The 13871-nt window shown below is 74.6% G+C and carries 15 protein-coding genes; 7 read left to right on the top strand and 8 right to left on the bottom strand.

The genetic code is table 11. The annotated features are described in order from the left end of the window. The first annotated feature begins 60 nt into the window (after positions 1–60). Positions 61–189 carry a hypothetical protein gene (locus tag IF06_RS34680; RefSeq protein WP_263643350.1) on the top strand — a complete coding sequence of 43 codons (129 nt, stop codon included), beginning with the start codon at positions 61–63 and terminating at the stop codon, positions 187–189. A gap of 10 nt (positions 190–199) precedes the next feature. Here IF06_RS34680 and IF06_RS0102560 read toward each other — a convergent pair whose 3' ends face one another. From IF06_RS0102560 to IF06_RS0102525, 8 genes are read right to left on the bottom strand one after another with little or no spacing between them, the layout of a single operon-like run. Beyond that, positions 200–1447 carry a beta-ketoacyl synthase N-terminal-like domain-containing protein gene (locus IF06_RS0102560; RefSeq protein WP_030268677.1) on the bottom strand — a complete coding sequence of 416 codons (1248 nt, stop codon included), beginning with the start codon at positions 1445–1447 and terminating at the stop codon, positions 200–202. Then, the gene (locus IF06_RS0102555; RefSeq protein WP_013286647.1) at positions 1444–2712 is read right to left on the bottom strand and encodes a beta-ketoacyl-[acyl-carrier-protein] synthase family protein; all 1269 of its coding nucleotides are present in this window, start codon (positions 2710–2712) and stop codon (positions 1444–1446) included. The genes IF06_RS0102560 and IF06_RS0102555 overlap by 4 nt, the downstream gene beginning before the upstream one ends. Continuing rightward, on the bottom strand, positions 2709–3119 hold the full coding sequence (locus tag IF06_RS0102550; RefSeq protein WP_013286648.1) for a cupin domain-containing protein: 411 nt from the start codon (positions 3117–3119) through the stop codon (positions 2709–2711). The genes IF06_RS0102555 and IF06_RS0102550 overlap by 4 nt, the downstream gene beginning before the upstream one ends. Next, entirely contained in the window at positions 3116–3823 is a 708-nt protein-coding gene (locus tag IF06_RS0102545) for an SRPBCC family protein (protein ID WP_030268674.1), read from the bottom strand. The genes IF06_RS0102550 and IF06_RS0102545 overlap by 4 nt, the downstream gene beginning before the upstream one ends. Further along, a complete protein-coding gene (locus IF06_RS0102540; RefSeq protein ID WP_013286650.1) occupies positions 3820–5334 on the bottom strand; it encodes an acetyl-CoA carboxylase biotin carboxylase subunit in 1515 nt (504 codons plus the stop codon). The genes IF06_RS0102545 and IF06_RS0102540 overlap by 4 nt, the downstream gene beginning before the upstream one ends. Beyond that, positions 5334–5819: an acetyl-CoA carboxylase biotin carboxyl carrier protein gene (gene accB / locus IF06_RS0102535; protein WP_013286651.1), complete on the bottom strand. Its 486-nt coding sequence runs from the start codon at positions 5817–5819 to the stop codon at positions 5334–5336. Before accB ends, IF06_RS0102540 begins: the two co-directional genes overlap by 1 nt. Next, positions 5819–7540 (bottom strand): acetyl-CoA carboxylase carboxyl transferase subunit, encoded by a 1722-nt coding sequence (locus tag IF06_RS0102530; protein ID WP_013286652.1) that lies wholly within the window; start codon positions 7538–7540, stop codon positions 5819–5821. The genes accB and IF06_RS0102530 overlap by 1 nt, the downstream gene beginning before the upstream one ends. Beyond that, positions 7537–7890: a TcmI family type II polyketide cyclase gene (locus tag IF06_RS0102525; RefSeq protein WP_013286653.1), complete on the bottom strand. Its 354-nt coding sequence runs from the start codon at positions 7888–7890 to the stop codon at positions 7537–7539. Before IF06_RS0102525 ends, IF06_RS0102530 begins: the two co-directional genes overlap by 4 nt. 410 nt (positions 7891–8300) lie before the next feature. Here IF06_RS0102525 and IF06_RS0102520 point away from each other — a divergent pair, with 410 nt between their 5' ends. The 6 genes from IF06_RS0102520 (at position 8301) to IF06_RS0102495 (ending at position 13849) form a co-directional block, all read left to right on the top strand. Continuing rightward, positions 8301–9146 carry an AfsR/SARP family transcriptional regulator gene (locus IF06_RS0102520; protein WP_052166117.1) on the top strand — a complete coding sequence of 282 codons (846 nt, stop codon included), beginning with the start codon at positions 8301–8303 and terminating at the stop codon, positions 9144–9146. Between the two features lie 62 nt (positions 9147–9208). Beyond that, complete coding sequence (locus IF06_RS0102515; RefSeq protein ID WP_013286655.1) at positions 9209–9556, top strand: TcmI family type II polyketide cyclase; 348 nt, start codon at positions 9209–9211, stop codon at positions 9554–9556. Between the two features lie 252 nt (positions 9557–9808). Beyond that, the gene (locus tag IF06_RS0102510; protein ID WP_030268668.1) at positions 9809–10861 is read left to right on the top strand and encodes a helix-hairpin-helix domain-containing protein; all 1053 of its coding nucleotides are present in this window, start codon (positions 9809–9811) and stop codon (positions 10859–10861) included. A 328-nt stretch (positions 10862–11189) separates the two neighbouring features. Beyond that, the gene (locus IF06_RS0102505; protein WP_030268666.1) at positions 11190–12392 is read left to right on the top strand and encodes a low temperature requirement protein A; all 1203 of its coding nucleotides are present in this window, start codon (positions 11190–11192) and stop codon (positions 12390–12392) included. A 108-nt stretch (positions 12393–12500) separates the two neighbouring features. Next, the gene (locus IF06_RS0102500; protein WP_013286658.1) at positions 12501–12707 is read left to right on the top strand and encodes a hypothetical protein; all 207 of its coding nucleotides are present in this window, start codon (positions 12501–12503) and stop codon (positions 12705–12707) included. Between the two features lie 182 nt (positions 12708–12889). Continuing rightward, on the top strand, positions 12890–13849 hold the full coding sequence (locus IF06_RS0102495; protein ID WP_013286660.1) for a TIGR03557 family F420-dependent LLM class oxidoreductase: 960 nt from the start codon (positions 12890–12892) through the stop codon (positions 13847–13849). Positions 13850–13871 lie beyond the last annotated feature (22 nt).

Genomic DNA, 13871 nt, shown 5'->3' with positions numbered 1-13871 from the left:
CACCGGGCACGGAGGTGCCCGGTGGACACCACCGGTCCGCCCCGAACGAGCGGAGGCGTCATGCGCTGGCAATACCTGGTCCTGCCCCTCGTGCTGATCCTGGTTCTCGTCGGGTTGCGGGTGTGGCTCCCCCGGCGCGCCTTCCGGGCCGGCCGCTCCCTCCGGCAGCGCATCGACGGACGCGACTGACCGGGCTTCGTCAGCCCTCCCCGGCCGGTGGGGGCGCGGCGCCGCGCAGCACCAGCGCGCTGTTGAACCCGTCGAAGCCGCGCGCGCCGACCAGCGCGATCCGGCTGCGGGGCGGGCGGGGCTGCCGCAGGAACGTCAGGTCGCAGCCGGGCGCCGGCTCGTCCGGGCCGGCCGAGGCGGGCAGCATCCCGCGCCGGAACGCCAGCAGCGCGGTGGCCGCGTCCAGCGCGGAACCGCCCTGGTGCGCCCGGCCGGTCAGCGGCTTCTGCGTGGTCACCGGCGGGGTCCGGTCGCCGAACACGGTACGCAGCGCCGCCGCCTCGGCCCGGTCGTGCGCGGGTACCCCGAGCGCGTCCGGCCAGATCACGTCCACGTCGTGCGGGCGTACCCCGGCGCGTTCCATCGCCAGGCGCATCGCGCGGGCGTAGTGGGCCGGGTCGGGGCCGGTGGCCGGGTCGGTGGGCGCGGCGTCGTGGGTGGCGGCCCAGCCGGTGATCTCCCCGTAGACGCGGGCGCCCCGGGCCAGCGCGTGGCCCAGTTCCTCCACCACGAAGACGGCGCCGCCCTCGGCCGGCACGTACCCGCTCGCCGCGACGTCGAACGGCCGGTACGCCCGCTCCGGGTCGGACACGTCGCTGAGCAGGCCGGAGCGGAGCTGGCAGGCCAGCGCGTACGGGCTCAGCGGGCACTCGGTCGCCCCGGCGATCACCACGGGGGTGCCCCGGCGGATGGTGCGCACCGCGTGCGCCAGGCTGTCCAGCCCGCCGGCCGACTCGGACACGGTCACCCCGGACGGCCCCTTGAACTGGTGGCGGATCGACAGCTGCCCGACGCTCGCGGCGTAGAACCAGGCGATCGACTGGTACGCCCCGACGGTGCGGCTCGGCCCGCCCCAGAGCCGTTGCAGTTCCCGCTGCCCGAACAGGTTGCCGCCCGACGAGCTGGCGAGCGTGACCGCCCACTGGTACGGGTCGGGCGACACCTCGGGCAGCCCGGCGTCGGCGAGCGCCAGCCCGGTGGCGGCGAAGCCCAGGTGGGTCCACCTGTCGGTCTGCACCCGCTGCCGGGTGTCGCTGAACCCGGCCGGGTCGAAGCCGGCCACCTCCCCGGCCACCCGGGTCGGGTAGCGCTCCGGGTCGAACAGCGTGATCGGCCCGGCGCGCCGGGTGCCGGCGAGCACTGTGTTCCAGTGCGCCTCGGCGCCGACGCCGCTGGGCGCGACCACGCCGATGCCCGTCACCACGGCCCGCGCGGTCACGGTGCCACCGCGAGCCGGCGGAACACCATCGCGGACTGGAATCCGCCGAATCCGCTGCCCACCGACAACGCCACGTCCACCGGCACCTCCCGGGCCTCGTTCGGCACGTAGTCCAGGTCGCACTCCGGGTCGCGGGTGGTCCAGTTCGCCGTCGGCGGCACCACGCCGTACTCGATGGCGAGCGCGCAGGCGGCCATCTCGATCGAGCCGATGGCGCCGAGCGAGTGGCCGACCATCGACTTGATCGAGCTGATCGGCACCCGGTACGCCGTCTCCCCCAGCGCCCGTTTGAACGCCGCAGTCTCGTGCCTGTCGTTCTGCCGGGTGCCGGAGCCGTGCGCGCTGACGTACGACACGGCCGTCGGGGCGAGCCGGGCCTGCCGCAGCGCGTCGCTGATCGCCACCGCCATCTCCGCGCCGTCCGGGCGCAGCCCGGTCATGTGGAAGCCGTTGCTGCGGCTGGCGTACCCGGCCACCTCGCAGTAGACGTGCGCGCCCCGGCGGCGGGCGTGCTCGGCCTCCTCCAGCACCAGCACCGCCGCGCCCTCGGCGAGGACGAACCCGTGCCGGTCGGCGTCGAACGGCCGGGAGGCGTGCTCCGGGTCGTCGTTGTCCGGGCTGGTCGCGCCGATCGCGTCGAACGAGGCGACGGTGACCGGGGAGATCGGCGAGTCGGCGGCGCCGGCGAGCACCACGTCGGCCTCGCCGTCGGCGACGAGCTGGTGGGCGTACCCGATGGCGTCGATGCCGGAGGTGCAGCCGGTGGAGATCACCTGCGCCGGGCCGTGCAGGCCGTGCCGGCAGGCCACGTCGGCGGCCAGGCTGCTGGGTACCAGCGCCTGGTAGAGGTACGGCCCACCGAGCGCGTGGTCGACCAGCCAGTGCCGGCCGGAGTCGCTGACCCGCACGTACTCCTGCTCCAGCGCCATGGTCCCGCCGACGGCGGTGCCGAGCACCACCCCGGCGCGTTCGCGCTGCGCGTCGGTGAGGGTGAGGCCGCTGTCCGCGAGCGCCTCGGCGGAGCAGGCGAGCGCGAACTGCACGTACCGGTCGGCACGCTGCCGTTCGGCGAGCGTGATCCCGGCGGCGTCCGGGTCGAAGTCGCACTCGGCGGCGATCTGCGACCGGAACGGCGACGGGTCGAAGAAGCTGATCCGCCGCGTCGCGGTGCGCCCCTCGGTGATCGTCTTCCAGAAGCGGTCCCGGGTGGCGCCGCCGGGTGCGACGACGCCGATGCCGGTGACCACTGTGCGCCGGCCGGTCACGACGGCTCCCGTGGCGGCGGTGCCGCGCTCTCGGTGTCGACGTGGCCGAGTTCCGGGCGCGGGGCGAGCGGTCCGAGGTGGAACACCACCTCGGCGGGCTCGTCGCCGGTGTTGCGCAGCCGGTGCCGCACGTCCTTCGGTACGTAGAGCGCCTCCCCGGCGGCCACCGGCACCGGCGTGTCGTCCAGGTCGACGGTGATCGCGCCGCGGGCGACGTAGAGGAACTCCTCGCTGTACGGGTGGTAGTGCTCGGCGATCCGCTCCCCCGGCGCGAGCGTGGCGACGCCCATGAATCCGGAGGTGCTGCCGACCGTCTTCGGGCCGAGCAGCACCCGCAGTTCCCCGCCGCGGCGGCGGTCGGCCGGTACGTCGTGGACGGAGACCCGGGCGGTGGTGGTGTCGGTCATCGCGCGCCTCCCGCGTGTGCCCGCTCGATCTTCTCCTTGATCACGGCGAGCTGGATCGTGCTGTTGGTGTTGATCCGGTTGGTCATGGCGGCGTTGTCGACCGGTGCGTCCGGCTTCATCGCGAAGTCCTGGGTCCAGGTCATCCGGGTGCCGGCGGGCGTCTCGTCGTAGCGCCAGTGGATGCGCATGTACTCGAACGGGCCGGTCTCGACGCGCCGGGCGTGCACCTCGCGGGTGGCCGGGTCGGCGGTGCGTTCGCTGACCCAGCTCCACGACACGCCGTTCTCGTCCGGGTGCATGGTGAGCCGGAAGCGCACGGTGTCGCCGTCGCGGTGCAGGATCTCCGCGGTGGCGTACTCGGTGAACAGGTCCGGCCACCCGGCCACGTCGTTGGTGATCTCCCAGACCAGCGGCAGCGGCGCGGCGATCTCCACGGCGTTCTCGGTGTGCCCGGGCGGGTCCGCCTTGCGGGCCACCAGGTCGGCGACGCCGGCGATGCTGAGCTGCCCGGCCTGTTCGGGGATCTTCACCCGCCACCTGTCGGCCACCACCGCCGACAGTTCGAGCAGCGCCAGGGAGTCCATGCCCAGTTCCTCCAGGCTCGCGGCGGGCGCGCCGGCGGCGGCGTCCGGGTCCAGGCCGCAGTGCGTGACCAGGATGTCGGTGATCTCGCGGGCGAGCGGGCGGTCGGGGGCGACGGTCATCGGTTCCTCCAGGTGGTCGGGCCGGCGGCGGGCACGGCGCTGACGGGGGTACGGCCGCCCGGCTCGGCCGCGCCGCGCGGGTCGGGCACGACGGCCCGCGCCGGGGACGCCTCGGCCGCGGCGTCGGCGGGCGGGGCGTCGGTGGGCGGCGCGTCGTCGGCGGGCGGGGCGAGCAGGCGTTCCACCAGGGCGGTGGTGTGCCGGGCGGCGCGGAACGCGGGGTCGCGCAGCACCCGGCGGGCGAACGGGATCGTGGTACGCACACCGGGACCGGCCACGTCGAACTCGGCCAGCGCCCGGTCGAGCCGGTCCAGCGCGGCGTCCCGGTCCGGCGCCCACACCGCCACCTTCGCCAGCAGCGAGTCGTAGTGCGGGCTGACCAGGTAACCGACGTGCCCGTGGGTGTCGACCCGGGTGAACGGGCCGCCCGGCGGCCGGAACCGCTCCAGCCGGCCCGGTGCGGGCGCGAAGTCGCGGTCCGGGTCCTCCACGTTGACCCGGCACTCGATCGCCACACCGTCCAGGCGTACGTCGGACTGGCGCAGCCGCAGCGGGGTGCCGAAGGCCACGTGCAGCTGTTCCTGCACCAGGTCGATGCCGGTGATCATCTCGGTGACCGGGTGTTCCACCTGGATCCGGCAGTTGATCTCCAGGAAGTGGCAGCGTTCGGCCTCGTCGACCAGGAACTCCACGGTGCCGGCGCCGGTGAAGCCGACCGACAGCGCGCCGCGCAGCGCCACCTCGGCGACGGTGTCCAGGGTGGCCTGCCGCAGCGCGGGCGCGGGCGCCTCCTCGATCAGCTTCTGGTGCCGGCGCTGCACCGAGCAGTCCCGGGTGCCCAGGTGCACGCCGTTGCCGTGGCCGTCGCAGAGCACCTGCACCTCGACGTGGCGGGCGTCGGCGAGGTACCGCTCGACGTACACCCGGTCGTCGCCGAACGCGACCTGGGCGGCGGCGCGGGTCCGGGCGTACGCGCGGGGCAGCTCGGCGGCCGAGCGCACCACTGTCATGCCGCGCCCGCCACCGCCCGCGGCGGCCTTCACGATCACCGGGTAGCCCACCTCGGCGGCCACCTCCTGCGCCTCGCCGACGGTGGGCAGCGTCCGGACGCTGCCCGGCGGCAGCGGCAGCCCGGCTGCGCTCATCAGCGCGCGGGCCGTCGACTTGTCCGCGAGCGCGGCCATCACCTGCGGCGGCGGGCCGACGAAGACCAGGCCGTTCTCGGCGCAGATCTCGGCGAAGTCGGCGTCCTCGGACAGGAAGCCGTAGCCGGGGTGGACCGCCTGCGCGCCGGTCTGCCGGGCGGCCTCCACGATCGCGGCCGCGTTGAGGTAGCTGCGGCGGCTGGCCGCCGGGCCGATCCGTACCGCCTCGTCGGCGAGCCGCACCGGCAGCGAGTCGGCGTCGGCGCTGGAGTGCACCACCACCGTGCGCACGCCGAGTTCCCGGCAGGCGCGCAGCACCCGCAGCGCGATCTCGCCCCGGTTGGCGATCAGCACCTTGTCGAACATCAGGAGTCCTGTCCGGTGACCGGTTCCAGGGCGATCAGCGGCTGGTCGTACTCGACGGGCTTGCCGTCGTCGACCAGCACCTCGACCACCCGTCCGGCCTGGCCGGCGGTCACCTCGTTCATCAGCTTCATGGCCTCGACGATGCCGACCACCTGGCCCGGGCGGACCATGTCGCCGACCGCGACGAACGGCATCGCCCCGGGTTCGGGGGCGCGGTAGAACGTGCCGACCACGGGCGAGCGCACGGCCGGCCGGTCGGTCGCCGGCGCGGCTCGCGCGGCCGGTTCGGCGGCCCGCGCGGGGAACGCCCCGGCCGGTTCGGCGGCGCGCGGCGCCGGGGGTGCCGGGTCGTGCCACTCGACCTCCAGCACCGACTCGCCGCTGCGCAGCCGCACCCGGCGCACCGGCCCGGCCAGGTCGGCGACGAGCTTGCGGGCCTGCCGGCGCAGCCCGTCGAGCACCTGCTCGGACTCGGCGTCGGCCATCACGCCACCTCCGCCCGGTCACCCGACGGCGAGGCCGGGAACGGGCCGGCTGCCGATCGGGCCGCGCCGAAGCGGCGGAACCGTTGCCGGCGGCGGCGGACCAGCGTGGCCGGGGGGACGGTGAGCAGCGGCGCGAGGTTCGCCGCGACCGCCCGGCGCAGCAGCTCGGCCGCGCCGCCCGGGTCGGCGTGCGCGGCCGGGCGCGGCTCCGGCACCAGCTCGTCGACCACGCCGAGGCGGCACAGGTCGGCGCCGGTGAGCCGCAGCGCGCGGGCCGCCTGCGGGGCGGCCGAGCTGTCCGGCCAGAGGATCGCGGCGCAGCCCTCCGGGCTGATCACCGAGTAGACGGCGTGCTCCAGCATGAGCACCCGGTCGGCGACCGCGAGCGCGAGCGCGCCGCCGCTGCCGCCCTCCCCGGTGACCACCGCCACCACCGGCGTGGGCAGCACGGTGAGCGCGAGGATGTTCTCCGCGATCGCCGCCGCCTGACCCTGCTGCTCGGCGCTCACCCCCGGGTCCGCGCCGGGCGTGTCCACGAGCGTCACCACCGGCAGCCGCAGCCGCGCCGCGAGGCGCATCAGCCGCAGCGCCTTGCGGTGCCCGGCCGGGCTGGCCATGCCGAAGTTGCGGGTCACCAGCTCGGCGGTGGTGTGCCCCTTCTGGTGACCGATCACCATCACCGGGCGGCCGTCCAGGCGGGCGATGCCGCCGACGACAGCCGGGCAGTCGGCGCCGAGCCGGTCGCCGTGCAGCTCCACGAACCCGTCGAACGCCGTTTCCAGGTAGTCCAGTGTGGTCGGACGACCCGGGTGCCGCGCCGTGCGTACCGTCTCCCAGGGGTCGCGGTCGGGCCGCGGGGTCGCGGTCGGCGCGGTGACCGGCGGGCGCGGCGCGGGCGGGTTCTCCGGCGCCCGGCGGCCCGCCTCGGCGGCGGCGAGCAGCGCCGCGAGCCGGCCCCGCAACGCGTGCCGGGGCACCACCATGTCCACCTGACCGTGCCGTAGGAGGTACTCGGCGGTCTGGAAGCCCTCCGGCAGCGTGGCGCCGGTGACCTGGCGGATCACCCGGGGCCCGGCGAAGCCCAGCCGGGCGCCGCTCTCGGCCAGCACCAGGTCGGTGTTGGTGGCGAAGGAGGCGGCCACCCCGCCGTACGTGGGGTCGGTGACCACGCTGACAGTGAGCAGGCCCGCCTCCCGCATCCCCGCGAGCGCCTGGCTGACGGTGGCCATCTGCATCAGCGACAGCGCGCCCTCCTGCATCCGCGCGCCGCCGGACGCGGTCACCAGCACCAGCGGGATGCCGTCGGCGAGCGCCCGCTCGGCGGTCCGGGTGATCAGCTCACCGACCGCGCAGCCGAGGCTGCCGCCGAGGAAGCGGAAGTCCATCACCGCCAGCGCGACCGGGTGCCCGCCGAGCCGGGCGGTGCCGCACAGCACCGCCTCGTCCAGGCCGGTCGCCGCGCGGGCCGCGCCGAGCCGGTGCGGGTACGGCAGCTCGTCGACGAACTCGATCGGGTCGACGCGTACCGCCCGGTCCGGCAGCGGGACGAACGAGTCCGGGTCGGCCAGCTGCGCCACCCGGTCCGGCGCGTCCAGCCGGGCGTGTGACCCGCACTCCGGGCAGACGTCCAGGTTGCGGCGCAGCCGCTTGCGGTAGAGCAGCGACGCGCATCCGTCGCACCTCGACCAGAGCTGCTCGTCGCGCGGGGCGGTCGTGGTCACTGTGGCCGCCCGGCGGTGTCGTACCGGTGGGCCGGCGCGTCGTAGCGGTAGAAGCAGTGCGCCATCGCGTCGCGCGGCGAACGCCAGGTCGGCAGGTACGGCGAGATGTACGGCCGCAGCCGCTCGCTGATCCGGATGAACTCCGGATGCCCACGGTTGTCCTCGACCGCGCCCTGCGCGGGCGTCTCCGTCTCCAGCAGATGGACGTAGAGGTCGTGCAGCCGGTACAGCGAGCGGTGCCGGACCCCGACCAGGCCGGGCAGCTCGGTCGCGTCGGACTCGGCGAAGATCTCGGCCACCCGGTCCTCGGCCGTCGGCACCACCTTGGCGACGATGAGCGAACGGTCCATTCGCGCCTCCTGCACGTCCCGGTGCGCGGCGAACCGGTCGCGCCGCACGGATTGCCACACGGTCGCGCCGGCGGCGTCTACCGGGCGTCAACCGGGCCCCATCGCGCCACAAACATGGTGACGCTGCGTTGACGCAAGCTGTGCGTGAGCTATGGGAAGATCGCTTTCCGGTTTCCGGTTGACGACACTTCTTCGCAGATCACAGGCGTATTACCGAGCCCACTACGGACAGTCAGGTGACCGACCGACCGTTGACTGAGAGTAACAGGCGTTGATATTCTGCGTCTCGGTCAGCCCGGCCACGGTGGAGCTTCCCGCCGTGGCGGAGGCGTTCCGACACCGGCGTCGCGGCGGCGGTCCGGGCAACGCGAAACGGTCGGGACGAGGGTTCCGGTGCTGGGGGGTGCGCCGTGTCGGGTGGATCGAGAATGCCGACGGCGGGCGAACCCGCCCCACGGGTGTCACTGCACCTGCTGGGCGGCTTCCAGCTGCTGCACGACGACACCCCCGTGGTCGTACCCCGGGGGTTGCAGCGCGTCATCGCCCTGATCGGCCTGCGCCCGGCCGCGACCCGCAGCCACCTCGCCGGGCTGCTGTGGCCCGAGACGCCTGAGGAGCGGGCGCTGTCGTCGCTGCGGACCGCGCTGTGGCGGCTGCGGCAGGATCCGTGCTGCCCGCTGCGCACCGACGGCGACACCGTCCGGCTCGGACCGACCGTCCGCCTCGACGTTGACGACCTGGTGGAGACCGCGGCGCTGGTCCGCGAGGGCGCCGTCCCGCGCGGCGCCGCCGGCGCCGGACGCCACGACCTGCTCCCCGGCTGGTACGACGACTGGGTGCTGCTGGAACGCGAACGGCTGCGCCAGCTGCGCCTGCACATGCTGGAGGAACTCGCCGGCAACCACCTCACCGCCGGGCGGCACGGCGAGGCGCTGGAGGCGGCGCTGGAGGCGATGGCCGCCGAACCGCTGCGGGAGACCCCGCACCGCCTGGTGGTCCGCATCCACCTGGCCGAGGGCAACGCGTTCGAGGCGGTCCACTCCTTCTACGTCTACCGCGATCTGCTCCTGCGCGAACTGCGCCTGGAACCGTCCCCGGCGATGACCGCGCTGCTCGACGACACCCTGGCGCCGATCCGCCGGGCCACCCGCCCGGACCCGCAGCCGCCGCGCCGCACGGACCGGACCGCGAAACCGGCGCCGCGCGCCCCCACCTCGCCGTCGCCACCACCATCAAAGCCCCGGGGTACGCGGTGACGGCGAGGTGACAGCGCGACCGGCACCGTGAACCCAGCACCGCGGCGGCGAGAGGGGTCACGATGAGTCGACTGTTGGTGGTCAGCCGGATCGTGCCGGGCGCACAGGGACGGGTGGCGCAGATCTTCGCCGAGGCCGACGCCACCGAACTCCCCCACCTCACCGGCGTTCGGCACCGGTCGCTGTACTACCTGCACGACCTGTGCGTCCATCTGATGGAGACCGTCGACGTCGCCCCCGGGCTGACCGCGGAACTGCGCGACAACCCGCTCTACGAGCAGGTGAACAAGCGGCTCTCCGCGCACACCTCCCCGTACCTGCCGACCTGGCACTCCCCCCGCGACGCCGTGGCCGGCTGCTTCTACAGCTGGGACGCCGCCGACGTGCCTGCGCCCGACCGGATCCACTGACCGGCCACGGGCGACGGACGGGGCGCCCCGGAACCACGCACGGCACCCAGGTTCCGGGGCGTCTCCCTGCTCCGCGAGGCCGCTCGATACCGGCCTCCGGCACACGCTCGGTCATGCTGCGGCCACCGGCCGACACCGCCGGTCCCACCGTCGTGGCCCGGCCCCGGGCTGCCTGTCGTGCGCCGCGCGCGTGTGCGAAGCTGCCCCGAGTCTTTCGCCACCGTCGTGCACGTACATAGAAGGAGGTTGGCCATGCCGTCGAGCTTCGGGCAGTGGCTGTTCGTGATACTGGCCCTGCTCATCGGATTCGGCGTCGGCTGGGTGGTCGTCGGCCGTCGCCGGTCCGGCGCCCCGGCGACGCCCACGGTGGAGACCGCACCCGAGGTGACCGCCACCGTCGACGAGCCGCGCCCGGTCGCTGTGGTCGACGAGCCCCCGGCGACCGCCACGGTGGCCGAGCAGCCCGCGCCCACCGAGACGGCGACCACCGAGCCGGCCGTCGCCACCGCCGCCCGTACCGCAGACGAGCCGGAGGCGTCGTCGGTCGTCGCCGAGCCGGTGTCCTCGCCGGCCGTGTCCGAGCCCGCCGTGTCCGAGCCCGCCGCGTCTGAGCCGGTCGCCGCCGAGCCGGTGGCGTCCCCCGCCGAGCCGGTTGCGGCGCCAGTGGCCGAGGCCGAGCCGGTCGCCGTGGACCGTCCGGCGGACGAGCCGGTGCCGTCCTCCGCGTCGGTCGCTGCGGACGAGCCCGCCGCCCCGGCCTCCACCGATGTGGACGAGCCGGCCGCTTCTCCGGCGCTCGTCGCCGAGTCGGAGCCCTTCGCGGCGGAGCCGGAGCGCGCCCCCGTCGCCGTTCCGGCGCAGTCGACGCCCGCCGACGAGCCGGAGGTGCCGGCGACGACGTCGTCGGCCGATGCCGAGGCGGTGCCCTCGCCGGTCGACGCCGCCGCGACGGCCGAGACCGCCGAGCCGGTGGAGACCGCCGAGCCCGTCCCCGCCGTGCCGGCCGTGGTGCCCGCGCCGCGGGCCTCGGTCGAGAACGACGTGCCGGCGGACGCGGCCGGGGACGCGGCGGACGACTTCCGGCGGATCCAGGGCATCGGGCCGAAGCTGGCCGCCGCCCTCCAGGACGCCGGGATCCGCACCTACCGGCAGCTCGCCGAGCTGGACGAGGCCGCGCTGCGGCAGACCGTGAAGGCCGCCGGGCTGCGCGCGGCGCCCGGGCTGGCCACCTGGCCGCAGCAGGCCAAGGTGCTGGCGGGTGCTTCCGCCGACGTCGACCGGGTGCTGCCGGCGAGCGCCGAGTAGACAGTCCTCCACATTCCGGGCCGGTGGTGACGATGGTCGCCACCGGCCCGGTGCCTTTCCCCACCCCGTCACCTCCCCGACCTCGCGGCCCGCCCCGCCAGTACGCCGAGGTGGTCGCATCAGCACCCCGCCGACCCCGCCACAACCCCGAACTGGCGGCCGCTCCACCAGCACCAGCACCAGCACCCGACGTGGTGACATCGCCACCTCCATCACCCCCGCCCGGGCCGGTATGCCGGAAAAGTGACCGCGTGCGGGCGGGCATGACTACGGTCGGTGAAGGGCCGGGACGGCCCGCCGCGCGTACCGCCACCCGCAGGAGCATCTCGTGCCCACCGCAGCGCCGGAGCCCGCCGGCCGGCGACCGCCGGTCCGCGATCCGGAGGCGCCGCGCCGGGTCACGCTGCTCGAACTCTTCTTCGACCTGGTCTACGTGGTCGCGCTCGCGTTGATCTCGCGCAACCTGATCAGCTCCGTGTCCTGGGAACGGGCCGCCGAGTCCCTGGTCATGCTGATGGCGATCTGGTGGACCTGGGCGATCACCACGCTGGTCACCGACATCTACGACCCGCAGCGCACCGAGATCAAGCTGCTGATCGTGGCGGTGATGTTCGGCGCGCTGCTGATGACCACCGCCATCCCGGAGGCGTTCGGCACCCGGGGGCTGGTGTTCGCCGGCACGTACGTGGCGATCCATCTCGGACGCGGCCTGTTCCTCATGCCCGCCGTACGGCGGCACCCGCAGAGCAACCGCCGGGCCCTGCGCATCTTCGCCTGGTTCGCCGTGTCGGCGGTGCCCTGGCTGGTCGGCGCGCTGGCCGCGCACGGCACCGCCCGGTTGTGGTTCTGGGCCGGCGCCCTGGCCATCGACTACCTGGGGTTCCGTCTGGCGTACCCGGTGCCGGGTCTGGGCGCGGTGCCGGAGTCCCAGCGCAACGTGACCGCCGAGCACCTGTCCGAGCGGTACCAGCAGTTCTTCATCATCGCGCTCGGCGACGCCGTGCTGGTCGCCGGCACCGTGTTCAGCCTGCACCACTCCGAGGTGGAGAACCTGGCCGCGTTCGCCACCGCGTTCGCCACCACGCTGCTGCTCTGGCGCATCTACGTGCACAAGTCCGGTGAGCTGCTGCCGCACGCCATCGCCCGGGCGGCTCAGCCGAGCCGGTTCCTCAACACCGCGCCGTACACCCATCTGCTGATGGTGGCCGGAGTGGTGACCACCGCGGCGGGCTTCGACCTGGTCCTGCTGGAGCCGACCGGCCACACGCCGCCGGCCTGGCTGGCGGTGATCCTCGGCGGGCCGGCGCTGTTCCTGATCGGCCGGGGCGCCTTCGAGTACGAGGTGTTCAGCCGGGTGTCGGCGTCCCGGCCCGGCGGGATACTGGCACTGCTCACGATCGCCCCGGCCGGGTTGTTCCTCGCCCCGGTCTACGCCTCCGCCGGGGCGATGCTGGTGCTGGCCGGGGTCGCTTGCGCCGACTACCGCCGCAGCCGGGGCCGCCCGCCGGAGGAGCCGATGCCACCGCACTGAGGTAATCGGAATCGGCCGTGCCGGTACCTGTGCGCCGTTTGGCGGATCACCCGCACGGGGTACAAGGCCTCCACCTCGAATCCACCACGACCCCAGTGGAGGCAACTGATGCGCGGCACCTCGATAGTCGGCGTCCTGGTCGTCATCTGGCTCATCATCGGCGCCATCGCCGCCGGTCAGCGCGGCTACTACGGCAACGACGAAACCAACTGTGCGGAGGCGGGCACGATCCTGGTCACGATCGTGGCCGGCCCGCTGAACTACATCGGCGCCAACCCGAAGGTGGACTGCAAGCTCCCCGAGCCGTCGAAGTAGGCGGGCCACCCCCGTACTCCCCTTCCGGCCCGCGCCCGCCCGGCGAGCGCGGGCCGTTCCGTGCCCGCGGCGCGGACCGTCACCACCCCTGGGGCGTCCTAGGAGGCTGGGTTTCGCCTGGTTTGCCGCCGGAACCGGTGGGAACGGCAGCGGTTCGCCGACGACGGAACGGAGAACCGGGCATGCGGATCGGCTACAAGCTCGCCTCGGAGGCGTTCGGGCCCCAGGAACTCATCCGGCAGGCGGTCCGGGCCGAGGAGGCCGGTTTCGACTTCGTCGAGATGAGCGACCACTACCACCCCTGGCTGGAGGTGCAGGGGCACTCCTGCTTCACCTGGAGCGCGCTCGGCGCGATCGCCGCCCGCACCACCCGCATCGGCCTCGCCACCGGCGTCACCTGCCCGTCGGTCCGCTACCACCCGGCGATCGTCGCGCAGGCCGCCGCCACCATGGCGCTGATCTCCGACGGGCGGTTCACGCTCGGGGTGGGTGCCGGCGAGCGGCTCAACGAACACGTCGTCGGGCAGGGCTTCCCCAGTGTCCGGGGGCGGCACGAGCGGCTGCGCGAGGCGCTGGAGATCATCCGGCTGCTCTGGCAGGGTGGCTACCGCTCGTACGGCGGCCGGCATCTCCAACTGGAGGACGCCCGGATCTGGGACCTGCCCGAGCAGCCGCCGGTGATCGCCGTGGCCGCGAGCGGCCGGGAGTCGGCCGGTCTCGCGGCCGAGCTGGGCACCGGCCTGTTCGCCACCGAGCCGAAGTCGTCGATCGTCGACCAGTACCGCAACGCCGGCGGCCAGGGCCCGCGCTACGCCGAGGTGCCGATGGCCTGGGCCACCGACGAGGAGTCGGCGGTCCGTGCGGCCCGGGAGACCAGCCGCTGGGCGATCACCGGCTGGAAGGTGATGAGCGAGCTGCCCAACCCGGTGAACTTCGACGCCGCCACCGCCTGGGTCGAGGACCACCACATCCGGCAGCAGTTCTCCGTCGGCCCGGACGCCGCTCCGCACGTGGAGAAGGCGCGCACGTACGTCGAGGCCGGCTTCGACCACATCGTGCTCCAGAACGCCGGGCCGGACCCGGACGGCTTCCTGGACTTCTGCGCCCGCGACCTGCTCGCCCGCGTCCGCGCGCTCGGCTAGCGCTCCGCGCTCCCCCCGCGCT

This window comes from Micromonospora globosa (assembly GCF_000717585.1).
GTDB lineage: Bacteria > Actinomycetota > Actinomycetes > Mycobacteriales > Micromonosporaceae > Micromonospora > Micromonospora aurantiaca.
This window is presented reverse-complemented; position numbering and strand designations above follow the sequence as displayed.

What these genes read in the sequence shown, in the direction of transcription:
- IF06_RS0102510 (WP_030268668.1), top strand. Translation starts at nt 9,809, where the DNA reads ATGCCGTCGAGCTTCGGGCAGTGGCTGTTCGTGATACTGGCCCTGCTC.
- accB (WP_013286651.1), bottom strand. Translation starts at nt 5,819, where the DNA reads ATGGCCGACGCCGAGTCCGAGCAGGTGCTCGACGGGCTGCGCCGGCAG.
- IF06_RS0102495 (WP_013286660.1), top strand. Translation starts at nt 12,890, where the DNA reads ATGCGGATCGGCTACAAGCTCGCCTCGGAGGCGTTCGGGCCCCAGGAA.
- IF06_RS0102515 (WP_013286655.1), top strand. Translation starts at nt 9,209, where the DNA reads ATGAGTCGACTGTTGGTGGTCAGCCGGATCGTGCCGGGCGCACAGGGA.
- IF06_RS0102540 (WP_013286650.1), bottom strand. Translation starts at nt 5,334, where the DNA reads ATGTTCGACAAGGTGCTGATCGCCAACCGGGGCGAGATCGCGCTGCGG.
- IF06_RS0102500 (WP_013286658.1), top strand. Translation starts at nt 12,501, where the DNA reads ATGCGCGGCACCTCGATAGTCGGCGTCCTGGTCGTCATCTGGCTCATC.
- IF06_RS0102550 (WP_013286648.1), bottom strand. Translation starts at nt 3,119, where the DNA reads ATGACCGACACCACCACCGCCCGGGTCTCCGTCCACGACGTACCGGCC.
- IF06_RS0102525 (WP_013286653.1), bottom strand. Translation starts at nt 7,890, where the DNA reads ATGGACCGTTCGCTCATCGTCGCCAAGGTGGTGCCGACGGCCGAGGAC.
- IF06_RS34680 (WP_263643350.1), top strand. Translation starts at nt 61, where the DNA reads ATGCGCTGGCAATACCTGGTCCTGCCCCTCGTGCTGATCCTGGTTCTC.
- IF06_RS0102545 (WP_030268674.1), bottom strand. Translation starts at nt 3,823, where the DNA reads ATGACCGTCGCCCCCGACCGCCCGCTCGCCCGCGAGATCACCGACATC.